The sequence below is a fragment of the Dyadobacter bucti genome (assembly GCF_005869225.1).
Classification (GTDB): Bacteria; Bacteroidota; Bacteroidia; order Cytophagales; family Spirosomataceae; genus Dyadobacter; species Dyadobacter bucti.
Genome location: NZ_SWFP01000007.1, coordinates 370,516 through 393,668 on the forward strand (window position 1 = coordinate 370,516; position 23,153 = coordinate 393,668).

Below are 23,153 nucleotides of genomic sequence, written 5' to 3' on the forward strand. Positions count from 1 at the left end.
CACCAAGAACAGCAGGATAGTCAAGAAGGCAGGATAATTGATTGCCTAGGTCATACGTCTTTTCTCATCTTGTTAAAGAATAGCAAGTTGCCACTGTGGTAAAAAAGAGAAGAAACAAAACCATCAAACCTTTCATCTGAATAAAGGTTAATATGCTTTTCTTAAATTATCTGCAAAAGCATTAGGAAGTAGGCTCAGCTCTACGGCCTGCGCTGCCTTTTCTACATCGTACTTAACCCTTACAAATTCAACCTTAACAGCATCTTGATCTGTACTACTGGCTGTCTGATTAATCGTGATAAGTACATAACAAGCGCGCGCATCACCATCTTTGGGTTTTCCGACGGAACCAGTGTTAATAAGGTGATGAAAATGCTCACTGCCATTTTCACCTGAATCAATGACACGGTGATAAGGCTTGTGCGAATGTCCGAAGCAAAGGATATCCGCTTTAAATTCTTTGACTATTTCAAGCATGCACTGCTCAGGCAGTTCCTGCAACAGATATTCGTTGATGCTTCTAGGGCTACCATGTACAAGCAGTATGTTCAGCTGCTGATCATTAAGCTGAAACTCTATTCGCAAATGCCTGGGAAGTGTTAACAGGTAATCCCTTTCTTTGTTTCCAACCAGTTTATAAGCATATTCGCTGTTTTCTTCTTTGCTGCAATCGCCTTGGGAAGGCAGTATCTTTGCAACTTTCAGGTCGTGGTTTCCTGCAATGGTTGCAATGCCATGTTTGCGCACCAAACCAATTACTTGGTTAGGCCATACATTATAGCCCACAAGATCGCCCAGGCAATAAACTGCGTCTGGCTTCCTGGTTTCCAGATCCGCTAGCACTGCCTTGAAAGCGGGAAGGTTTGCATGGATATCAGATAGTAGTGCTATTTTCATTTCCCCAGACGTAATGATTCTGCATATGCGTCGGGAAGGATGCTGCCTTCTACGGCCTTGGCTGCCTTTTCAATATCATATTGAAAGCGTATAAACTCTACCGTAATGCTATCCTTACTTGATGCCAGTGCATCGGTACTAATATGCAGGATCACATAACCACCCCTTGGGTCACCATCTTTTGGCTTACCGACAGAACCAATATTGATCGCGTGCCGGAAATGATCTGTGCCGTCTGGCTCGACTGAGCCCAAGATCCTATGATAAGGTTTGTGGGTATGCCCGAAAAGCATCACATCTGCGCTGGCCTGTTCCATGATCCGCAGCATGCTTTTTTCGTCACGGTCCTCAAACAAGTATTCGTTGATCCTGCGAGGGCTGCCATGCACCAGAAGAACCGAAAGTGGTTTATCATTCAACTGGAAATCCAGACGGATGTGTGCCGGCAAGGTTCTTAGATAAGCCCGCTGCTCGTCCTTGACAATTTCGTTTGTGTAAGCAATCGATACTTTGCCGTTTTCTTTTTCATCGTCCGTTTTATAAGCGCAGCCACAATCGTCGCTGCTTCGTCCGATCCCGAAGTCGTAATTTCCGGCAATGGTAGGGATACCACGTTTCCTGATCTGATCGATTACTTCGTTTGGCCAGATGTTGTAACCAACCAGATCACCCAGGCAATAAATAGCATCAGTGTCTCTTGAATCAACATCTTTAAAAAACGCCTCCAATGCCGGAAGGTTGGCGTGAATGTCAGAAAAAAGGGCAATTCTCATTTAATATGTAGTTAATTGGAAAACTTGTGCTGCTGTTTGAGTGCAAAATTGACCATCAGGATCAATACCGGCACTTCTATTAGTGGGCCAATGACAGCAGCGAATGCAGCCCCCGAATCAATCCCGAATACTGCGATGGCTACCGCTATCCCGAGCTCAAAGTTGTTACCTGCGGCAGTGAAGGCCAGCGATGTTGATTTGGCATAATCTGCGCCTGCGCGTTTGGACAGGTAGAAAGCAGAGAAAAACATGATTGCAAAATAGATTGTAAGCGGCAGCGCAATGCGCAGCACGTCAAAGGGAATACTGACAATCAGCTGGCCCTTCAAACTAAACATGACCACAATCGTAAAGAGCAAGGCAATTAATGTGATTGGGCTGATGGCGGGAAGAAATTTCTTCTCATACCACTGCTTACTATACAGCTTCGTTAATACGATCCGTGAAATAATGCCTGCCAAGAACGGGATGCCCAGATAAATGAAAACGCTTTGGGCAACTTGCCCAATAGTAATGTTAACCTCAAAGCCCTTCAAGCCGAAAAGCGGCGGTAATACCGTTACGAAAACATAGGCATACACCGAATAAAACAAGACTTGAAAAATGCTGTTGAAAGCAACCAGTCCTGCCGCATACAGGCGGTCACCATTAGCCAGGTCATTCCAGACAATGACCATGGCAATGCAGCGGGCAATGCCGATCATGATCAGGCCAGTCATGTACTCAGGCTTATCGGGAAGGAAGATAACGGCCAGGCCAAACATCAGCAGCGGGCCAATGATCCAGTTTTGAAGCAGCGAAAGCCCCAGGATCTTGGTGTTGTTAAACACCTTTGGCAGCTCTGCATAACGCACCTTGGCCAGTGGCGGGTACATCATTAGCACAAGGCCAATGGCTAGTGGAACGTTCACGCCTGACCCAGAATTAAACTGGTTGATAAAATCAGGTGTGCCTGGCAAGAAATAGCCAATTGACACACCGATCAGCATGGCCAGAAAAATCCATAAAGTCAGGTAGCGGTCTAGGAAGGAAAGACGCGGGTTATTCATGTGGTTGTATGCTTTAAATCTCTTTTCATCACGACAGCAGATGTTGGGCAAAGGCCACTAAACTGCTTGGTTTGCTGAATTGCTTCCGGCACTTGCTCACGGTTTACGACCGCAAAACCATAGCGGTCAAAATAATGGTCAGCTGTGGTTGTGATCAAATATATAGCTTCAAGTTCTTTCGTGTCAGCATTTGCCAGCAGCTGCTCGACCAATTTTCGGGCAATGCCCTTACCCTGATGATCAGGGCGAACTGCAACTGAGCGTAACAATCCAACTTCTCTATAAAGCTCTATTCCAGCAACACCAACAAGTGCTCCTTCCTGTCTGGCTAAAAGAAAATCCGGCAAGCCAGCAGGCAAGTCTTCGGTAAGAAGGCCTGCATCTTTCAGCAGGCTGATTACGAGTTCTTTGTCTGCTGGCCCTGCTTTATCAATTTGAAGTTTCATAGCTGGTTGTTTTGATTAGCAGCACCCAGAGCCTGGCTTGCAGCTCTCACCATCGGAGGTGACCAGTTCCAATTCCTGTTTAACAGGGGCAGGCGCGCAGCATGAAGCTTCGGCGGGCGACGTGCCGCAGCTTTGGTTTCGGGTAAGTGCCTTGCATTGGGTGAAGTCCGGAACCAGGTTAACAGTGAATGTTTCACCATCGGAGGCAAATTCTCCGGGGTACATCTGGCGTGTATCAAACCTGGAATTGCCGAACTCAATTTTAACGGTTGCATTAGGGTTCAGGGGAAGGGATTTTTCAACCAGGTCAACAATTTTCAGCGCTTTGTCAACTTTCATTGAACGGTCTACTTCTTTCTCTGAGGGTTCCCATAGCTGCACGATCACTTCTGTCCAGCTGTTCATTACCCCGCCGCAATCAACTGAAACAATCGGTGCTTGTTTGATCTCGGTAATGTGGTAAGAGCTGTCTACAAATTTGCCTTCCTCATATTGGAATTGCAGGTGCAGATCAGGGTTTTGTTTAAGGGTATTTTTGAAATCACCCCAGCTCATCGGACCGCGGGTCTCCGGATTTAATTGGCTCATGGTTTTTATTGGTTAAATGTATTATTACGATTGATATTTTCAAAAAAATGCCCTGCCTAGTTGCAGCAGGATTCACTAAGGGCAAATGTATCAAGCAACGTACCGAAAGTTTTTTGCGCTTCTGACCACACGACCGGGTTTATGCAATAACATACCCTTGGTGGATTGATTTCACCGTGGATAATGCCGATCCTTTTGAGCTCTTTTAAATGCTGTGAAACAGTTGCCTGGGCAAGTTCGAGCTCATCCACTAAATCACCGCAAACACATGCTTTTCTGGAAATTAGCAGTTGCAAGATCGCAACCCTGGCCGGGTGCGAAAACGCCTTTGCCAGATCGGCGATACGGTTCTGCTGCTCTGTGAATATTTCGGTTTTAGTTACTCCCATGCTGCAAATATAGATAGCATTCTATCAATTGCAATATTACGATGAATATTTTTTTGTCTGATAAATTCTATCGTATCTTTACGATTGACTACAACTTACCTGATAAATATGAGCCTGATCCATCTTTTACTAATAACCTTTTTTACCACTGCCGCAATCATGCCAGCTAGCAAATCAGACAACAAAAAAGCACTAAACCCGAAGCTGTCTTCCTACATCAACACGATTAAAGACGACATTTTAAAAATTCCAGGCGAGAGAAGAGAAGAGCTCGACAAAATAGCCGCATTTATCCAAAAGCAGGTTAAAGCCGGCCAGCCCGTGCAGCTCACTTACATCTGCACGCACAATTCGCGCCGCAGCCATTTCGGCCAAATTTGGGGCGCAACTGCTGCTGCAAATTACGATATCCCTAATGTGAAAACATACTCTGGCGGTACTGAGGCCAGCGCATTCAATGAGCGGGCGGTCGCTGCCTGCGAGCGGGCTGGTTTTGCGGTAACGAAAACATCAGAGGGCAAAAACCCGGTTTATCATGTAAGCTACGGGGACGGAGCTGAACCTATGAAAGCTTTTTCAAAAAAATATGATGACGCTAGCAACCCTCAAAGCAATTTTTGCGCTATCATGACCTGCTCGCAGGCTGATGAAGCGTGCCCTGTTGTAAAAGGCGCAGCTGCCAGGGTTGCCGTTCCTTATGATGACCCAAAAGCCTTTGATGGCAGCGCGCAGGAGACGGCCAAATACGACGAACGCTGCAAACAGATCGCCATAGAAAACTTGTATGTTTTTTCAAAAGTGAAAATCTAGGTTATCGCGCTAACAAGCATTGGACAGTTACATTCGGCAGTATCCGGGCGACCATTTTTCCAGGCATTTGTCTACACCGCTAATCATTGACTTCTTGATGAATTCCAGGTCAGCGATCTTACGCTCATGAGAGATACTTTTTCTGATATTTTTACAGAGACATCCCTACATAATAAAGTAACTTTTCAAATAAACAGTAAACGACCGACTAACTAGTCAGCCAATAGCGGTTACAAAAGCCAGCTAGCAGCTCGCAAAAAAATAAGACAATTAAGTTCTCAAATAGCTGGGACACTGGAACCGTTTTTGTATCGAAACGCCAATTTCAATAATGTTTATTTAAACTATGAAATATGGCAAATCAACAATTTAAAGACTGCATCGACGCTTGTGCGGCTTGTGCAGTGGCATGCAGCTATTGTGCAACTGAATGTTTAAAAGAAGCTAATCCAGAAAAGTTAGTCAGATGTATCCAGCTTGATCTTGAATGCGCTGCCATCTGCCGTAGCGCCGTAGAAGTAATGAGCCTGGGAAGCGAATTCAGCGCAGATTTGTGCCGTGTTTGCGCAAATGCTTGTAATGCTTGTGCACAGGAATGCGAGCAGCATGCGCATATGGGGATGGATCATTGCCGCCGGTGCGCGGAAGCCTGCCGAGCATGTGCAAAGGCTTGTGAGCAGATGGCCACGCCAGTATGAGAATCTGAACAAAATAGGAAGCCAAACTTTATGTTTGCTTCCTATTTCTATAATGAATTTAGCGATGCAGGGCCTTTAACGCTGGCCTGCTTGGCGGTATCTAATTGATCGGCTAAGTTCGTGTTGGCTATCGGCCTCCTTTAAACGCGCGTTATCTCTAGGGCCGAGCACTTATAGGCAAAGTGTAAACCAAAGGGAGCCACGTCAGTATGTTAAAGAAAAAGACGGCTTTCGGGGGAACCTAGTGCTTTCTCCTGCGAACCCTTCCCTGAGAGCAGATTCAAGAATCCTGGACGACCGCAAACCTTGCTTAATCAGGTAACTGGTTTGGATAATCAGTTTGTTTAGTACTAAAATTACTTGCCTACCTTATCACTTAAAAACTGGTCTAGCTCTTTTCCATGCAGATTTAGTGCAATAATCGAGCCTTTTTCGTCAATGATCGCATTGAAAGGAATCCCCTCTAATTGATAAGTCTTTGCAACAGGCGATGCCCAGAATTTCAAATCGCTGACCTGGGTCCAGGGAAGACCGAGTTTCGTGATCGCCCGCTGCCAAGCGTCTCTTTTACTGTCAAGGGAAACTGCAAAAATTTCAAAATTTTTGCTTTGTGATCCAGGGCGGTGATACTTTGCATATAATCGTTTAAGCTCTGGCTGCTCCTGAATGCAGGGCGCGCACCAGGATGCCCAAAAGTCGATCAACACAAGATTGCCTTTCATGGATGAAAGCGACTTTTGTTCGCCAGTTATCGAAGGCAGCGTTATTTCGGGAGCCTGGCTTCCGATTTTAAGTGGTTGCTGAGCGGATAAATTTCCGCCAATACCATACAAAAGAACCGTTAAAAAAACTATGAGGGGTAATTGTTTCATTTTAGAAATCATTATTGAACTGGGTAATCTTTATCTATCCAATCTGTTTTAATATTCTTGGGTATATCCAGAAGTTTAGCGTTTTTAAATCCCATTTTCTTAATCTGGGAAAAGGCAGGCCTGATATTAGGACAACGATCAAAGGGACAGCAACCACAGTACAGGACCACTTCACGGTTTTTATCCTCTTTCGAAAGTAATGTTTCCAGCTTTTTAAGGTTGGCCTTTTCGTCTGCCGGGCCGATATCCACAGAACCTTTGATAACTGCCTGCGGGCCGATATTAACGATAAGGGGCATAAGAGTTTTTGCTTGCTGGATCCGGTCTGCCAATTGCTTTGGTGGCATAAGCTGAGAAGAAGACCAGGGCTCCTGCTTAGTTTGTCCCTGCACGAATGTAAATGATACTAACAGAGATAATACTGTAATAATTTGTGTGATCTTTTTCATGTTCGAAAAGAATTTTTAGGACAGGCCGTTTAATTTACATTAAAGCCATATTTGACATAAATATTTTTTGCGGTAGTACTGGTTAGAAAATCCATAAAATCCTTCGCCGCTTTCGGATGGGGTGCTTTTTTTAGCAAACCAGCCACATAGGTTGATTCAATATTATCTTTCTCAGGAATTTCTACCAGCTCAATCGGATGCCCGATCATTTTTTGATAATAGGCCTCAGAATACCAGACCGGACCTGCATGTGATTGCCCGTACAAAATTCGCATCGGTGTTTGCCGGTGATGGATCTGGGTTAAAAAAGTTGTCTTCGCATTTACCTTGTCATGCATAATCAGCTCGCGAAGCTTCTGACCGCCAACTTTCGTATAAGCTTCTTCGATAAGCTTCCCTATCCCTTCCCATTCCGGGTTTGGCATACTTACCAACACGTCCTTATGGCCCAGATCTGCCAGGCTTTTTATCTGCTGCGGGTTGCCTTTCTGAACCATAATGGCAAGTTTGCTTTTAGCATAGGTTTCTGTTCGCAAAAACATGTCCGAGAACTCATCAATTTTCCCTTTTCCGGCGGTATAAATGTCCGGCTGATGACTGATACGCATATTCCCAATCGTTATAGATCCAGACTGGATCTGTTTGCCCAAAATCCCGGGCGGTAACGTCTCTGCAAATACCCGTTGATACTGCGGATACTGTTTTTTAAATGCTGATAACAAATCATCAATCACCATAAACTGGTTACCTCCAAAAAATATGATTAATTGGGGATCAGTAATATCTCCATACAGATCAGGTACATTGTCTATGCCTGGTACTGTAAACTGTAAGCCTTCAGTGGGCGGCGTATTCCAGGGCGGATCAAAAGAATGATCCTGCCCGCTCACCCTGCCCAAAGCAAAAAGGTTTACGAGCATAATCGTAAGAAAAACAATTCTATTCATAGCGGTAGGCGTTTATGGGTGTACAACCGCCCACCCCTGCTGCTGACGGATTATGATCTCGCCGTTACCGCTAGGGACAAATGATATAAAATCGAAAAGCTCATCCTTACTGATATTACGCTCCCGAAGTGTGTTTTCGCATTCCGCCAGGATAACCCCTTTTGCCTGTAAGGCCTTCACCTGGCTCTCATAAGGATTGGTTTTTTTGAAGACCGCAACTCCCCCGCCGTGAACTACGAGCTCAGCCTTGAGCTTTCCTTTCAAACGGGGATCTTCCAGGGCATTCATTATGTTTTTTAGGGTTGCCTTAATTGTTTTATCATCGTCGCTATTCAGTTGGTAGACGACCTTATAAGACTTTTTATCGGCAGTTGCACCGTGAAACTCACTGGGGCTAAACGGTTTATTTTGCGCCCAGGCTCGGCTTGAAAGCAACAATAAGGTGGCAAATAAAAGGCATGCGATCTTTTTCATTTCTTATAGTTTTAATTGATTTACTTATTAAGTATGATTATGCTGCTGCATTGGACTAGGTGCTAAGTCAGACAGCCTGTAAAGTTTTTCAAAATGCATGATCTTTCCATTGATTGGAATGATACATAATCTGATAAACAAGCCTACAAACTTTGGTGAGATTTGTCATAAGCAGTTTGCTTCATAATGATTATTAAGTGGCCTTTCCTACTTTGCAAGCTGTGCGATCATATCAACAATTTTAGGACTACTGTAGTCCGCAGCACCTTCCTGTCTGTATACCATTTTGCCTTGCCTATCCAGAATAACCGTAGTAGGAACGGCTCCCTGCATAAAAACCGGCGGTATCTCGCTGGCCGGACTTACCACCTCCAAAGCATACTGGTGCTTCTTCATGAAGCTATCTGACTTCTGGTGATTACCATCTACATCCACCATCAAAAAGACCACCTTTTCATTCTCCTTAAACTTGCTATGCAAATCATTGATCGAAGGCATTTCTGCAATGCAGGGCGGGCACCAGGTTGCCCAAAAATTGATAAATATGACTTTTCCTTTTAACGAGGCCAGATCAATCGTCTTTCCACCACCATCTTTAAAATAAACATTTGGTAAAGGTTCTGCGGCAGCTTCATCAGGCTGCCTGTCAATTTTGGGCTGGAACAGGCCGATTTTCATCAGGCTCTGAATTGTCCATCCTTTTACCTGTGGGCTGATCACCATAGCTGCGATAAATACCACCATCATGGCCGAGAATATGTTTGAAGGCGATAACCATTTCTTTTTCATCATTATTTCTATTTTAAAGTGTTATTTAATTTTAACCTTACCGGCATTGAGCAGCTCTTCGCTGCCAATTTTGACAATCTGGTCTTTTCGATCCAGCTCGCCAAATACCTCCTGGACCGAATCCCGTCTTGTTCCCTCACTGATGGGCACTTTTCTGACCGCCTGGTTTTCCACACGCAATACGAATGTTCCCGACTGCGCGTGCACGATGCTGCTGGCAGGCACCCATAAAGTAGAATCTGGACGCCTTAGCTTCATCGTTACCTGGGCATACTCCCCTCCATCCAGGGAATTATCCTTGTTTTCCACATCAAATTCAGCGGTTACCGAGCGGTTCTGCTGCTGTAAAACCTGGCTTTTCCTGGATAGAACAGACGTAAACATTTTCCCAGGCAGATTGGAAACCGTAAAGCTGGCCATGGCATTTTTTCCAACAGACTGTGCATGTTTTTCCGGAATTGCAACAGTCAGCCTTAGCTTTTTGTTCTGGGCAATAACCAGCAGCGGTGTTGTATTATTTTCCCCCACCAAGGCTCCCACTGATACATTCCTTTCCACTACTACGCCATCGAATGGCGCAATAATTTTTAGATATTCTTCGATCTGTCCAAAGGATTGGGCACTCGATATAGCAGATTGATACGCAGCACTGTCACTTCTTAGTTTGCTTTTAGCCCTATCCAGCTCGATGGCGGCAACAGAACCGTCCTTTTGGGTAGCTTTCAAAACCCTTTCATACATCTGACGGCTCAGCTGAAAATCTTCATAGAACTTCTGCTGGTCAGACCTGGCTGACTGAAAGCGTTGTGAGACCTCCGGAGCTTCTAAGATGGCAAGTACCTGTCCTTTCTTGACTACACTGCCACGGTCAACATGGATGTTTTTTACAAAGCCCTTGACCTTTGCAAATAGGCTGACCTGTTCATAAGGTTTTAGCTCACCTGGCAACGCCAGCGTGTAGTCTGGCTGGTCTTTCACTGGACTGATTACCTGCACGCTCACAGGGCCTTTCACATTTGGCTTGCTTTGGCTGTCTGTTTCTGGTTTGCTATCGCAGCCATTTATACCAGCACTTATCAGGGCTAGGCCCAGAAAGAGAACGGTTGAATTTTTATGAGTTGTCATCATGTTTGACAGCATTGTCCTATTCATTTAGTGATTGCAATTAATTGAGCCTCGGTGTCGTCCGGATCCAGTGATGGACTTTCTCGGCCTGTTTTACGCATCGCCCATGTAAAAAGGTGCGGCATAACCAAAAGCACAGTAAGCGTGGACAAAAGAAGGCCACCGATTACAGCCTGTCCCAGCGGGGCGACCTGCTCGCCGCCATCTCCCATGCCCGAAGCCATCGGGACCATACCGGCAATCATAGCCAGCGTCGTCATCACGATGGGCCGCAGGCGCGAGGATGCCGCAGCAAGGCCTGCCTGCCGTGCCTGCATCCCCATGTACAACCTGTTATGCTCAGCCTGGTTGATTAGAAGCACCGCATTAGAAACAGATACACCCACCGACATGATAATACCCATGTAGGACTGTAAATTAAGTGTGCTGCCAAATAACAAAAGCATCAGGATACTTCCACCGATCACAGCTGGCACGACAGCAAGTATCATCGCAGATATTTTAAAGGACTGATAATAAGCTGTCAGCATCAAAAAGATCACCACAATTGCAACCACCAAACCGGTCTGGAGTCCCGACATGGTCTCATCCAGCAGCTGCATGAGCCCTTCGCTTGAAACAATTACCCCGCGTGGTGCATCACCCGCATCCGCCAGAACTTGTTTGACTGCGCCGGAAGCGCTACCCAGATCTTTTTGGTAGGTATTGGCTAGTATAGTAACATACCGGTTTGATCCCTGCCGGTTTACCTGTCCTGCTTGCTTAACCATTTCCAGGCTGGCCACGTCTTCGAGTACCGGTCGCGGCTCGCCCGATTTGAGAGGAATAGAGCGAAGTTTGTCCAGCGAGCCCATATCAGATTCCGGTATCTGCACCTGCACCTGAAATACTAGACCTGACTTAGGATCAACCCACAGGTTTTTATTGGTAAAACGGGTTGATGATGTGGCAATAGCCAGCGCCCGTGAGACGTCTTCCATAGTCAGACCAAATTGGGCTGCAAGCTGCCTGTCTACATTGATCTTTACACTCGGATAATTGACCGGCTCGGCAATACGAACATCTCTTAAAAAAGGGATTTTATCCATTTCCCCTTTCAACTTCAACGCATACTGATTAGCAGCTTTTAGCTGCCCTGCTGCAACTTTGATCTGTATGGGAGTCATGGCCCCCTGGCTCATAATCTTTTCAACAAGCTCCATAGGCTCAAAGTTGATTTTCAGCTCAGGCAGCTCTTTTTTTACTTGTGACCTGATCCTTTCCTTGAGTGCTGAAATGGACTCTTTAAAAATCGTCTGATCAATCGAAATCTGCAAAACCGCTTCATGCGAACCACTGGTGAACAGAAAGATGGGATTAATAGCGGTAGCCGATGGCTGAAGGCCTACAAAGGCAGAGCTGATTTTAATCGAATTTTCAGGCAGTGCCTGCTGGATGATACCCGTCACTTTTTTTAGGTATGCTTCTGTATTTTCAAGCCTGTTGCCCTCGGGGGCGACAATCCGTAGCTGTATATCACCGCTGTTGCTAGCTGGTAAAATATCAGTTCCGACTGCCAGAAAAGATGCCGCCACCATAACACCTACTGCAAGCGCATAGACCGTCAAAACAGCTACGGGCCTGCCTTGCAAACGGCGGGTGAGCAATAAATATTGGGACTTAAAAGCGTCAAACCATGTCCGCTTTGCGCCTTTAACCCTGTGATGGGCTTTTAGCTTTTCTGGTTTCATTAGCCAGTTTGCCATGATGGGAACAAATGTCTGGGAAGCCAGAAAAGAGGCGATCATAGCAAAAGCCACAGCCAAAGAGAGCGGCATAAACATATCTTTTGGAATGCCACTCATCATAAATGAAGGGATCAGTACCGCTAGTATACAGAGCAGAATTAAAAGCTTAGGGACCGAAATTTCAAGCAGTGCATCCAGGATAGCCCTTTTTTTGGGTTTATCCATTTCAAAATGCTGATGGATATTTTCAATGGTTACCGTAGCTTCATCTACCAGGATCCCAATGGCAAGCGCAAGACCGCTCAAAGTCATCACATTGATGGTTTGACCGAGCATGTATAGCATAATCACAGCGGAAAGGATCGCGATGGGTATGGTCATTACCACAATCAATGATCCACGCGAATCTCCCAGAAAAAGAAATACCATCAGCCCTGTTAGCAGCGCCCCTAAAATGCCTTCGTGGATCAGGTTTTCAAGTGAACGCTCGATATAACCCGACTGGTCGAAAACATACCGTATATCTACATCTTCCGGCAAGGCTGCTTTCAGCATGGGTATGGCAGCTTTCAGGTTTTCAACCACTTTGAGCGTAGACGCATCTGATTTTTTGATCACAGGCAAATACACAGACCGTTTGCCGTTGATGATCGCATAGCCGGTGGTGATATCGGCCGCATCTTCTACACTGGCAATATCTTTGACATATACATTGGTCCCTGAACCCTTCCGGATTGGAATATCTAAAAATTCCTGTGGATCATTGGCAATCGAGTTAAGCGGGCTCATCAAATTTTGGTTGCCGATCCGGATGTTTCCAGCAGGGGCCGGAAAATTATTCTTGGCTATTGCAGTAGTGACTTCTTCCGCTGAAAGCCCGTAGGACTGCATCAGATCGGAATTAACCTTGACAACCATCGTACGGATATTACCACCGAAAGGTGCAGGGGCCGTCACACCAGGGATGGACACAAACATCGGCCTGATCTTGGTCAGGGCCATATTTTGAAGCTCAGTGATTGATCTTTGAGGGCTTTCGAACACCAGCTGCCCGATCGGGATCGAGCTGCCATCAAAGCGCACGACCTGAGGCGGCACTGCTCCAGGTGGCAGAAAGCCCATAGCCCTGGAAACCTGGGTTGAAACCTCGCCAGAAGCCTGCGCCATATCGGTACCAGGGTAAAATGTCAATTTCATCAGCGTAAAACCCTGGATACTTTTAAAGTCAATATCCTTGACACCGCTTACAAATATGAGCACTTTCTGAAACTCGTTGGCCATAAAACCATCCATATAGGCTGGTGATAGCCCACCATAGGGCATAGCAATATAGATGACCGGAAGTTCGACCCTAGGGAATATATCCACATTGATCTTGCGGATCGCCGTGAAAGAAAAGTAAGCTATACCAATAACAGCTACCATTATCGATAAAGGTCTTCGCAAAGCAAGCCTTATAATATTCATCGTATTCTATTTAAATTGGTTTTGCAGATAGGAAAAATCGCCCGATGCCTCCGAGCGGACCAGAACGTGCTCCCATAGTTGACTATGGGCATCGATATTGGTTTTCTCTGCTTGCTGTAAGATCAACTGGATCTGCAATAGTTCTGTCAAACTGATCAGCCCATTCTCATATCTTGATAAATAAAGCTCGTAAGCCAGCCTGGCGTTTTTAACCGCTGCATTTATGCTGCTGATTTGTCTTAGTTGGCCTTCGATACGTTTTGAGGCAGAAATATGCCGAATGTCCAGATCGAGTTTTTGAACATCGTAATTTGCCTGGCGTGACCTAACTCTTGACAATATACGTTTCTTCTCAAGACTACTGTTTGAAGCGTTGGTTATGTTCCAAGTAACAGCCAGACCCAACAAGTAGTTGGTGGACCCGTTTGCATAGCCATCGAAAACCCCATTTTCAACTAAGCCATCCTGACTAATACCGCTGCCCCTCAGGGCAAGCCCTCCAAGTGCTGAAAACGAGGGTAGCGCCTGGCGGCCGGCGAGCTCAGCCTGAGTTTGACCATACCTTACAGCATCATCAAGTACTTGCAGGTATGGGTGGGGATTCTCTATCATGCCGCCTTGCATTACAGGTGCCGGGGCCAGGTAAGGCTGATAATATAGCGCCTGGGCTGTATCAACCTCAGGTGCGAGTTCAGTCAGCGCTTGCAGGTCTGAGCTTAATTGTGCGTGCCATGACTCCTGCTCTGCATCCGTCTGCAAATACGCAGACAGGGCAAGTGAACTGTCTGCTCCCGGCTTTAAGCCTGCCACAGCCAGACTTGCTGATAACTCAAAGATTTGTTTTGTACGTGCTTCATTTTGAAGTGCCCATTGCAAATTAACTTTACTGTTTAACAGCTTCAAAAATAATTGCGTAGACCTGGTTTTTAGTCTGAGCTGCTCGGCACTGAGCTCATTTGTCGCCTGATCAATACCTTGATCAGCAGCTTTGATGGCCAGATTTTTGCGGCCAAATTCAAAGAATCTCCAATCTGCTACAACGGAACCGAAAGTATTGAATGCTGCTGTCGGCTGGCCTGGTTGCCCTGCTGCCCGGCCGTTAATATTAATCACGCCAGGAAGCGGAAAGAACGCGCCGCTACTGCTGGCGTAGGTCCCCATCGAATTTTGAAGCTGCAATTGCACATTGGGCATATAGGCATTATTCCGGGTGAGCCTTCTGGCCAATCTGGATTCATCCAGTTGCGCCTGTTTCGAGGCTAGTGACGGATAATTAGAAAGGGTCATTTCCCAGATTTGGGTAAGTCCCAAACTGGATTGTGCATGCAAAGATGAGCCGACTAGCATGATCAAAATGCTTGTCAGACAAAGCTTAAGCCTTATCATATTAAATCTGTTAGTTTTAAAACTGCGACATCAACAAGAGTTAAAATCCTGCTAGTGCCAATAAAAAGTTAGATTTATTATGTAGGCTCAAATGAGAAGATATCTGTTTTTGATGTAGATGGGACTGCCACTGTCGGCAGGTAAAACTTTAAAAAGATGCGCTAAAGGGCTATGCACATCGCCAGAAAATCTAGTGAAAATCAGCAAAAACGGTAGATACGTCAGTATAAAGAACTCAACCACCGGCAAGGTGGCCGTATCTGATGTAGCATGAAGATCCTGATCAGCATAGGCCGAGTTATTAAGCACTCCACAAGCCTCATGCTGGGTCACCTTAGTAGCAGCAGGTAAACCCTTATCAATTCTCTGTGTGGTATTCGCTTGGCGTGAGTGATCTAGAAGCGCATCACTTAAAGATTTTTTAATTTGACAGTTGGACAACAAAAATAAAATAAAAAACAAGAAGACTACCGCCCTGACAGGCTTGCATCCTTGAACTTGATGTTTTATATCGTATTGTTTCACTATGAAAATTAAATATTGCAAGGTAAAGTAGTATCCGATCACGCCTCCCGACCGCTTGCTGTAATACTACTAACGCAAACGATCGGGTTTTTAGTGAGCCAAATGACATTTATTTTAAAAAAAGCTATTGGCAGATTAACCTATTCAATAGAAGGCTACTGATCAAACTCTTTGATGTGTTTCCCAATGTCATATACCGGTTTGCCCTCGCCAATTAGCGAAGCAATCAGTGAGCTGCCAATAGCGCTCCGGTATCCACCCGCGCAGTGTACTGCAATCGACTTATCAAGCGGGATTTCATCAATCCTGCTTTTCAAATCGGCCAGCGGAATCGAAATACTACTGCTGAAAATCGGATTCTCAGACACTTCCGAGCTGTTTCTTACGTCAACAATAGTGTATTTGTCCTGATGAGCCCTAAAATCTTTCAGGTCCAAAAGCTGAATAGTTTGCTGCCCACTATTTAATACAAAAGCTTCCTTGATCTTGGCTTCATATCCGATGGATGCTGTGCGCTTGATAAGCTCTTTCAAAGTTTGTATATCCTGGGCAGCAAGATAAAACTGCTCCGAAGGATCAATCATGCTTCCCAGCCACGTTTCAAACTTGGTTCCATCCATAATATTAATGGATCTGGCCAGATGCCCGTTTTTAAAATCCTGTTGGTCGCGGCTATCTACAACCCATAGATCAGGATCTAATTGCTCAGCCTTACTTTGCCCTAATGATGAAGCCAGCTTTACTTTACCAACACTTTCACCAAATGCTGGTGCGCCTTTTTTGTTAAGATCGACATCAAAAGGAAAATAGCCTGGAATAAAGGGCTGATCAGACGTTAATTGTTGTACAAATGCTTCCTGACTCATGGGCTGTAAAGACCAATTCTCTCTCTTTTGCTCTCCCATACTGCTGCTGGAAGCATCACTCAGCGCTTTTCCGCATAAAGTGCCCGCTCCATGCGCCGGGTAAAGGATAACATCATCAGGTAATGGAAGTAGTTTATTGCGAAGTGAATCATACATTTTAGCTGCCAGTCTGTTGCGCTGCGCGTCCATGTCTTTGCCAGTTCCTCTCAAATCCGGACGGCCACAATCGCCAATGAATAGCGTATCCCCACTGAACAAATACTTAGGTTTACCATCATGCTCTAAAAGAACAGATATGCTGTCATCCGAATGGCCTGGTGTGTTAATAGCTTTCAATACGATTTTGCCAAAGGCTAATGTGTCTCCTTCGTCAAAAGGCGTCAGAGTATAAGCAGCATCAATTTTTCGGCTCGCATAAATGGCAGCTCCAGTGGTCTGGGCGATTTCCAGATGGCTGCTGACAAAGTCGGCATGTGAATGCGTTTCTATAACAGCGATAATCTGGACTTGATGCTCTTTTGCAAACGCATAATACGGCTCTGGATTCCGGGCCGGATCGATTAATACCATTTTTGATTCGCATTCACTCAGGATGGCATAACTGTAATGTGCCAAGAATTTATCTTCGAACTGTTGGATTTTCATAACAAATGTTTTTAATTCAACTCTAAACTGTAACTAATGAGGTAATTGATCCCTAAACCTGCCATATACCCAGGTTCCTGCCACTGCGCTAATTAGCGTGACGATTACAACAGTTGCCCCCATACCAATCTGTGCAAACAAAGGCCCTGGACAAGCGCCAGTCAGACCCCAGCCCAACCCAAATAATAGGCCTCCATAAATTTGTCCTTTATTGAACTTCTTATCAGTGAAGGTGATAGCTTCCCCTGAAATGGTTTTGATCCGGTACCGTTTGATAAGCCACACTGAAATCATTCCGACCAGTACGGCGCTTCCAATAATGCCGTACATATGAAACGATTGCAGCCTGAACATTTCCTGGATCCTAAACCAGCTGATCACTTCTGCTTTCACAAATAGTACGCCAAAAAGTAATCCAACCACAAGGTATTTTAAGTTGTAATACCATTTATGTTGTTTTTGACTCTCATTGATGCATATTGAATCAGTTGCCCGGATGTCATGCTCGCTTTGTGCCGTCTGCTCTACTGATGAATTGGCCATACTCTTTTAATTGTTTATTTTGATGAAATCCGCAAAAAGGAAATCCTGACTTGTTTGAAAAGGCGTAATATGCGTTGCGTAGCAATGAGTTTCTACGGCAAACGAATCTTTAAAGACATCGGCAAGTGCAGTCATATCGTACTGACTCACCGGCAATCCACTGCATTTCTGAGGGCCGGACAAAGAAAAAGTGCCCAAAATCATATGCCCTTTTGCGACCGCGTTTTCAGCGATGCGCTTGTAGTGCGCTTTCTGCTCAGCAGTGATCAGGAAGTGAAACACCGCCCTGTCGTGCCAGAGTGCGTATTGTCTTTCCGGTTTAAAATCCAGTATATCAACCACCAGCCAGGTAACCTGCTCAGACTTTGCGCCAAGCCTTTTTTGGGCTTTCTCTATCGCCTTGGCTGAAATATCCAAAACAGTTATATCCCTGTAACCTTCCAGCAATAAATAATCTACAAGCAGGCTGTCACCGCCACCAATGTCAATGATTGCACTATCTTTCGCGGTATTTGTATCCTGAATCAGGGCCAATGAATACGCTGGCTTCTGTTCTGTCCAGCTTAACTGCTCTGGTGAGCTGGTACCATAAATATTTTCCCAATGTGCTTTTAAGTTATCTTTCATCTGCTTACATCATTAATATGAAAGGCAATATCCAGTTTGCCATTACAAATCCGCCAATCATAAAACATACTGTTGCAACCAGCGAGGGCCATTGCAGGGTAGCAAGTCCCATAATCGCGTGACCGCTCGTGCAGCCACCCGCGTAGCGCGCACCAAACCCTACCAGAAACCCACCACCAACCATCATGATCAATCCGGGCAGCGTCAAAAGTTTATTCCAACTTACCAGCTCAACAGGCACGAGCGATGAAAAATCAGTAACACCATAAATGCTCAGCTCTTTTACCAATGATGGGTTCAGCTGGACTGGTTCGGTGTTAGCCAGAAATGTCACCGCTATCATCCCTCCCAAAAAAATACCCAGCACAAAAAACATATTCCACAACTCCTTTTTCCAATCGTATTGAAAAAACGGGATTTTAGCCGGAACGCACATGGCGCAAACATGCCGGAGCGATGATGAAATCCCAAAGGACTTATTACCCAGTATTAAAAGTGCAGGCACTGTTAGCCCGATCAGCGGCCCGGCCACATACCAGGGCCAGGGCTGTTTTATAATTTCCAGCATAATAGTATGAAGGTGTTTTTTTATTGAATTTTTTGTCTGAGCTTATCCCAGGCCCCACCGTTATAAACCTGGACCCCGGCCATTTTTAATATCCCTTCTGCCAGCCCACTGCGCGTGCCACTACGACAACAGGTAATGACAGGCTTTCCACATTTTTTCAAAAATGATGCTTTGTCGCTGATCTTATCCAGCGGAATATTAATGCTCTCATCAATATGGCCCGATGCGAATTCCTCAGGGCTACGCACGTCAACGATCAATGCCCCGTGCCCGACAAGGCCTTTCAAGTCTGTTTTATTATTTCCGAAAAACAATGACATAATTCCCATGATCTTTTCTTACAATAGTGTACTTGGACAAACATAGTTGCTTACTTCAAGCTTGCCTGAATCCTTAATTGCCTTAAAACCTCCCCTGACATCGATCAGATTGTCATATCCCCGTGCTTTGAGCACTGAATTAAAGATCATCGACCGGTAACCGCCGGCGCAGTGTACGAAGTACGTTTTGTTTTTATCAATCTGCGCCAGGTGATCATTGATATAATCCAGGGGGATATTTTCTGCATCCAGCATATGCTCAGACAGGAACTCACTTGCCTTACGTACGTCCAGCACGCCGATGGCAGGGTCCATTTTCAAGCGCTGACTCATCTGGTCAGCGGTTACTGACTGGATCTGGCTGGTTTCTTTACCGGCTTTAACCCAGGCATCGATCCCACCTTTTAAATATCCGATCGTATGGTCATAGCCCACACGCGCAAGACGGGTCACCACTTCTTCTTCCCTACCCTGCTCAGTTATTATCAATATGCTTTGTTTGATGTCGGGAATAAGCGCTCCAACCCAGGGAGCAAAGCCCCCATTTATTCCGATGTTGATCGAGTTAGGAACGAATCCTTTTGCAAAGATTTCTGCATCCCGCGTATCAAGGACGACCGCGCCAGTTTGGTTTGCCACCGCCTCAAAAGCCGCCGCATCCAAAGCCTGGGCTCCCCTTTCAAGAACCCTGTCAATGCTTTCGTAGCCATTGACATTCATCAAAACGTTCTCGGGAAAATAAGCAGGGGGTGGCATCAGCCCACCCGTAACTTCTTCGACAAACTCTTCCTTGGTCATATCCACCCTGAGTGCATAGTTGGAGGTTTTCTGGCTACCCAATGTATCGGTTGTTTCTTTGCTCATGTTTTTGCCGCACGCACTTCCTGCGCCGTGGGCCGGATAGACAATAATATCATCAGCAAGTGGCATAATCTTATTACGCAGGGAATCAAACAGATGCTCTGCCAGCTTTTCTTGTGTCAGTCCGGCGGATACCTTTTGTGCCAAGTCAGGACGCCCAACATCACCAATGAACAGGGTATCCCCTGTAAAAATGCCAACCTGTTTTCCCTGCTGATCACTTAAAAGATAACAGGTGCTTTCCATGGTGTGCCCGGGTGTATGCAATACTGTAAGCGACACATCGCCCACTTTCAGAACCTGGCCGTCTACGGCTACAAGCGCATCAAAGCTAGGCTTAGCAGTCGGGCCGAAAACGATTTGTGCACCGGTTTTTTCAGCCAGGTCAATATGGCCTGATACAAAATCCGCATGAAAATGCGTTTCCAGGACATATTTTATTTTTGCCCCATTTTGTTCTGCACGGTTGATATAGGGCTCAACTTCACGCAGTGGGTCGATTACCACAGCTTCCCCATTGCTTTCGATATAATAGGCTCCTTGCGAGAGGCAGCCGGTATAAATTTGCTCAATTTTCATATTGATGATTTTTTGATTTTTCAACCCTTTTTGAATTAACTATACAAATTTCAGGATGTTTAGCTGGCTGGTCAGTGACAAGAGTCACATTGCGAAAAAGAATGAAAATCATTTTCACCTGCTTGGCTAGTGATCGGAAATTATTTGAGATGCATCAGCTCGGAGGATATAATATAAATCCCCATCACCAGCACAAACCAGCCAAACCCCTTCTTCAAAGAAGTAGCATTAACCCTTTTGGCTAGGATGCCCCCGATTAAAATCCCTGCCATGGCAATACCAGTGATTTTCAGTAGAAAAGCCCAGTCAATCACGAAATGTCCTATATCCCCTGCAAAACCGATCAGCGAATTCAGCGCGATAATCAGAAGCGAAGTGCCCACAGCTTCCTTCATAGGCATCCCCAGGATCAATACCAATGTCGGGATCAGCAAAAACCCGCCCCCTGCTCCCAGAAAACCCGTAGTTAATCCAATCCCAATGCCGCTTAAAAGCATCCGGGCAATATTACCTTTTAAGTCACACTCCAAACACCCCGGTTTTCGCTCTTTGCTTTTGATCATGCCTACCGATGCCGCTACCATCAGCACAGCAAAGAGCACCATCGTCAGTAAAGGTTCGGTGATCTGAAAGGCTCCAATGCTAAAAAGATCATGGGGCACCAATGGAATTAAAAACTTACGCGTCAGGAAAACCGTTGTGATCGATGTGCTTCCAAAGAGCAGTGCCGTCTTAATTTTGACTGCGCCTTTCAAATAATTGCTGTATGCCCCGACAAGACTGGTGGATCCGACAATGAACAGCGAGTACGATGTTGATACCAAAGGACTAATACCGAACATATAGACCAGGACCGGCACAGTCAAAATGGAGCCGCCCCCGCCGATCATACCCAATGAGATACCAATAAATACAGACGCTATGTAGGCGATGATTTCCATTTTTTGCATTGTTTATGCTGCAAAAATCAGAAGTGTCAAGCGCCGGGAAAGTGATAAAGGTCACATATGGGAAATAATATTTATTATGTCCCAAAACTTGTACTTCCAAGCATTTCGGAACCTTTTAGGGTGCATTTTTTTTATGACTTTATGCCTCGCTTAATTATTTAGCTACTTATGAGTGAAGATATTTCCTACTATCTCGATACCGTTTTTGCGGACTTTGAGCCTGAATTAAAACAACACTTGATCCGGGAATGCAGCCTGAAAAAGATTCCAGCCGGAGAAGTAATCATGCGGGCCGGACAGTACATTAAACACACCTTGCTTATTGGAAGCGGGAGAGTAAAACTTTACCGTCAGGGAGATGATGGTCAGGAAGCCTTTGTTTATGATCTTCAACCAGGAAACGCATGCGCCTTATCGATGATCTGTAATACAAAACAAGAGGCTAGTGAGATCATGGCCAAAGCCCTGGAAGATACCGTGGCAATTCTGATACCCATCCAGTTAATGGACGAGCTGATGCAGAAATATAAAACCTGGTATTACTTTGTCATTGCCAACTACCGGGCCCGCTTTGAAGAGCTGCTGGTAGTATTTGACAATGTAGTATTTAAGGGCATGGACGAAAGGCTGGAATTTTATCTGAAAAATCGGTTTAGAACTACTGAGACCAGTCAGATTTTAATTACCCATCATCAGATTGCCAATGATCTCAATACTTCTCGGGAGGTAATATCAAGATTATTAAAGAAAATGGAACAGGATCAAAAAATCAGACTTCAAAGAAATAGTATTGAATGGGTTACCCGGATGTAATTTACTTGATCTCCCAACTCTGATTTAGTGAGATAAATCCAGCTAACATGCAATTACAGTAGGTTAATAATTACCTTTTAACCTCGAATTACTCTGAGAAGAATAGCTACAACTGCTATTACAAGTAAATAATGAATGATGATGCCCATCCCAAAGCCGTCAAATCCAAGATACCCGATCAGCCAAAGGATTATTAATACAAGTGCGATCGATGATAGCATGTTTCCAATAATATCTTTCAAAAGTATTGACAGTTAAATAAAACGGCGGTCCCAGACAGCCATCGGTATTGAATATAGCTAGATGCGCAATTCGGTTGTTGAGCCCAAAATAAATATCTGTTTGCAGACGGCTTTCCCCTGAAAAGGTATCTTTGGGATCATTGGCTGCTTTGTAGTAAGCCTTGTAAAAGGGTGAAAAGCATGAATTAAGATTTAATCTTCAACCATTTTGCATAATACTTATGCTGGCACTATACACTCTGTAATAGATATGCAATCAGCAGAATGCTAATCAGGAAAATAACCCCAGTTAACACTGTGGTAAGTACTGTAGTGGGTTTGTACTCTCCGGTCTGGAGCTGCCTTTCAGTCCTGCGGTATTGTAAGAAAGCAAACAGGATGGAAAGCGTACCCAGGCCGACCAGAATAATTCCGATTATCGATGAATAGCCATGAGAGGGCGCAGTTACTTTCGTATGCAATACAAAACCAATCTGTTTAACGAAAAGCGAAAATTTTACTACCACAAAGCCAAAAGCCATGATGCCGATGCCAGTTCTAACCCAAGCCAGATAAGTCCGCTCGTTGGCAAGGTGGTCATTGGGCTTAAATGGTGATAGATTATCTTTTTCTTTATCGGTGTTCATCTACGAGATTTCTTAGGGTTTAATAAGTATTATTATGTGCCTCATAAGTCCATACAACTTCCGAATATAGATCAGATAATTTATCAATCAATGGGTTGGCTC

Annotated in this window: 27 protein-coding genes; 3 read left to right on the forward strand and 24 right to left on the reverse strand. The window is 45.0% G+C overall.

Annotated features, from left to right (window positions below):
- Positions 1-147 precede the first annotated feature (147 nt).
- Genes FBF61_RS23465 through FBF61_RS23490 form a run of 6 tightly spaced genes read right to left on the reverse strand, consistent with a single transcriptional unit; the run spans position 148 to position 4,142 of the window.
- Positions 148-897, reverse strand: coding sequence for a metallophosphoesterase family protein (locus tag FBF61_RS23465; protein ID WP_082217977.1), 750 nt, complete (start codon positions 895-897; stop codon positions 148-150).
- Entirely contained in the window at positions 894-1,670 is a 777-nt protein-coding gene (locus FBF61_RS23470; protein WP_082217978.1) for a metallophosphoesterase family protein, read from the reverse strand. Before FBF61_RS23470 ends, FBF61_RS23465 begins: the two co-directional genes overlap by 4 nt.
- An 11-nt stretch (positions 1,671-1,681) precedes the next feature.
- The gene (gene arsB, locus FBF61_RS23475) at positions 1,682-2,719 is read right to left on the reverse strand and encodes an ACR3 family arsenite efflux transporter (protein WP_082217979.1); all 1,038 of its coding nucleotides are present in this window, start codon (positions 2,717-2,719) and stop codon (positions 1,682-1,684) included.
- Positions 2,716-3,165 carry an arsenic resistance N-acetyltransferase ArsN2 gene (gene arsN2, locus FBF61_RS23480; protein ID WP_082217980.1) on the reverse strand — a complete coding sequence of 150 codons (450 nt, stop codon included), beginning with the start codon at positions 3,163-3,165 and terminating at the stop codon, positions 2,716-2,718. Before arsN2 ends, arsB begins: the two co-directional genes overlap by 4 nt.
- Before the next feature lie 15 nt (positions 3,166-3,180).
- Positions 3,181-3,753, reverse strand: a complete 573-nt coding sequence (locus tag FBF61_RS23485) for a DUF6428 family protein (protein WP_229208591.1) — start codon at positions 3,751-3,753, stop codon at positions 3,181-3,183.
- Positions 3,754-3,809: 56 nt separating this feature from the next.
- Positions 3,810-4,142 (reverse strand): ArsR/SmtB family transcription factor, encoded by a 333-nt coding sequence (locus FBF61_RS23490; RefSeq protein ID WP_082217981.1) that lies wholly within the window; start codon positions 4,140-4,142, stop codon positions 3,810-3,812.
- Between the two features lie 159 nt (positions 4,143-4,301).
- Between FBF61_RS23490 and FBF61_RS23495 the strand changes: the two genes are divergently transcribed.
- Together FBF61_RS23495 and FBF61_RS35805 are read left to right on the forward strand one after the other, a co-directional pair.
- The gene (locus FBF61_RS23495; protein WP_082218002.1) at positions 4,302-4,952 is read left to right on the forward strand and encodes a low molecular weight phosphatase family protein; all 651 of its coding nucleotides are present in this window, start codon (positions 4,302-4,304) and stop codon (positions 4,950-4,952) included.
- Between the two features lie 353 nt (positions 4,953-5,305).
- Positions 5,306-5,650: a four-helix bundle copper-binding protein gene (locus tag FBF61_RS35805; protein ID WP_082217982.1), complete on the forward strand. Its 345-nt coding sequence runs from the start codon at positions 5,306-5,308 to the stop codon at positions 5,648-5,650.
- Positions 5,651-6,006: 356 nt separating this feature from the next.
- Here the strand turns inward: FBF61_RS35805 and FBF61_RS23505 are convergent, their stop codons facing one another.
- The 16 genes from FBF61_RS23505 to FBF61_RS23580 form a co-directional block, all read right to left on the reverse strand.
- On the reverse strand, positions 6,007-6,522 hold the full coding sequence (locus FBF61_RS23505) for a TlpA family protein disulfide reductase (RefSeq protein WP_082218003.1): 516 nt from the start codon (positions 6,520-6,522) through the stop codon (positions 6,007-6,009).
- Positions 6,523-6,533: 11 nt separating this feature from the next.
- Positions 6,534-6,971 carry a rhodanese-like domain-containing protein gene (locus tag FBF61_RS23510; protein ID WP_082217983.1) on the reverse strand — a complete coding sequence of 146 codons (438 nt, stop codon included), beginning with the start codon at positions 6,969-6,971 and terminating at the stop codon, positions 6,534-6,536.
- Positions 6,972-7,000: 29 nt separating this feature from the next.
- Entirely contained in the window at positions 7,001-7,918 is a 918-nt protein-coding gene (locus tag FBF61_RS23515) for a substrate-binding domain-containing protein (protein WP_082217984.1), read from the reverse strand.
- Between the two features lie 12 nt (positions 7,919-7,930).
- On the reverse strand, positions 7,931-8,392 hold the full coding sequence (locus FBF61_RS23520) for a DsrE family protein (RefSeq protein ID WP_082217985.1): 462 nt from the start codon (positions 8,390-8,392) through the stop codon (positions 7,931-7,933).
- Positions 8,393-8,599: 207 nt separating this feature from the next.
- Complete coding sequence (locus FBF61_RS23525) at positions 8,600-9,184, reverse strand: TlpA family protein disulfide reductase (protein ID WP_082217986.1); 585 nt, start codon at positions 9,182-9,184, stop codon at positions 8,600-8,602.
- Between the two features lie 18 nt (positions 9,185-9,202).
- Positions 9,203-10,309 (reverse strand): efflux RND transporter periplasmic adaptor subunit, encoded by a 1,107-nt coding sequence (locus FBF61_RS23530; RefSeq protein WP_166444594.1) that lies wholly within the window; start codon positions 10,307-10,309, stop codon positions 9,203-9,205.
- Positions 10,310-10,329: 20 nt separating this feature from the next.
- On the reverse strand, positions 10,330-13,458 hold the full coding sequence (locus FBF61_RS23535; protein ID WP_229208594.1) for an efflux RND transporter permease subunit: 3,129 nt from the start codon (positions 13,456-13,458) through the stop codon (positions 10,330-10,332).
- 48 nt (positions 13,459-13,506) lie between these two features.
- Entirely contained in the window at positions 13,507-14,886 is a 1,380-nt protein-coding gene (locus tag FBF61_RS23540) for a TolC family protein (protein WP_082217989.1), read from the reverse strand.
- A gap of 87 nt (positions 14,887-14,973) precedes the next feature.
- A complete protein-coding gene (locus FBF61_RS23545) occupies positions 14,974-15,411 on the reverse strand; it encodes a hypothetical protein (protein WP_082217990.1) in 438 nt (145 codons plus the stop codon).
- A gap of 155 nt (positions 15,412-15,566) precedes the next feature.
- The gene (locus FBF61_RS23550; protein ID WP_082217991.1) at positions 15,567-16,922 is read right to left on the reverse strand and encodes an MBL fold metallo-hydrolase; all 1,356 of its coding nucleotides are present in this window, start codon (positions 16,920-16,922) and stop codon (positions 15,567-15,569) included.
- A gap of 33 nt (positions 16,923-16,955) precedes the next feature.
- Positions 16,956-17,465, reverse strand: a complete 510-nt coding sequence (locus FBF61_RS23555; RefSeq protein ID WP_082217992.1) for a DUF6691 family protein — start codon at positions 17,463-17,465, stop codon at positions 16,956-16,958.
- A gap of 6 nt (positions 17,466-17,471) precedes the next feature.
- A complete protein-coding gene (locus FBF61_RS23560; RefSeq protein WP_082217993.1) occupies positions 17,472-18,092 on the reverse strand; it encodes a class I SAM-dependent methyltransferase in 621 nt (206 codons plus the stop codon).
- Positions 18,093-18,096: 4 nt separating this feature from the next.
- The gene (locus tag FBF61_RS23565; RefSeq protein WP_082217994.1) at positions 18,097-18,660 is read right to left on the reverse strand and encodes a YeeE/YedE family protein; all 564 of its coding nucleotides are present in this window, start codon (positions 18,658-18,660) and stop codon (positions 18,097-18,099) included.
- 20 nt (positions 18,661-18,680) lie between these two features.
- On the reverse strand, positions 18,681-18,980 hold the full coding sequence (locus FBF61_RS23570; RefSeq protein WP_229208595.1) for a rhodanese-like domain-containing protein: 300 nt from the start codon (positions 18,978-18,980) through the stop codon (positions 18,681-18,683).
- A gap of 18 nt (positions 18,981-18,998) precedes the next feature.
- Positions 18,999-20,420, reverse strand: a complete 1,422-nt coding sequence (locus tag FBF61_RS23575; protein WP_082218004.1) for an MBL fold metallo-hydrolase — start codon at positions 20,418-20,420, stop codon at positions 18,999-19,001.
- 140 nt (positions 20,421-20,560) lie between these two features.
- Complete coding sequence (locus FBF61_RS23580) at positions 20,561-21,361, reverse strand: sulfite exporter TauE/SafE family protein (protein ID WP_170916749.1); 801 nt, start codon at positions 21,359-21,361, stop codon at positions 20,561-20,563.
- Positions 21,362-21,538: 177 nt separating this feature from the next.
- On the opposite strand from FBF61_RS23580, the gene FBF61_RS23585 reads away from it, so the two are divergent.
- Positions 21,539-22,183 carry a Crp/Fnr family transcriptional regulator gene (locus FBF61_RS23585; RefSeq protein WP_082217997.1) on the forward strand — a complete coding sequence of 215 codons (645 nt, stop codon included), beginning with the start codon at positions 21,539-21,541 and terminating at the stop codon, positions 22,181-22,183.
- Between the two features lie 77 nt (positions 22,184-22,260).
- Here the strand turns inward: FBF61_RS23585 and FBF61_RS23590 are convergent, their stop codons facing one another.
- A complete protein-coding gene (locus tag FBF61_RS23590) occupies positions 22,261-22,413 on the reverse strand; it encodes a lmo0937 family membrane protein (protein WP_138283681.1) in 153 nt (50 codons plus the stop codon).
- Between the two features lie 242 nt (positions 22,414-22,655).
- On the reverse strand, positions 22,656-23,051 hold the full coding sequence (locus FBF61_RS23595) for a YidH family protein (protein WP_082218093.1): 396 nt from the start codon (positions 23,049-23,051) through the stop codon (positions 22,656-22,658).
- Positions 23,052-23,153 lie beyond the last annotated feature (102 nt).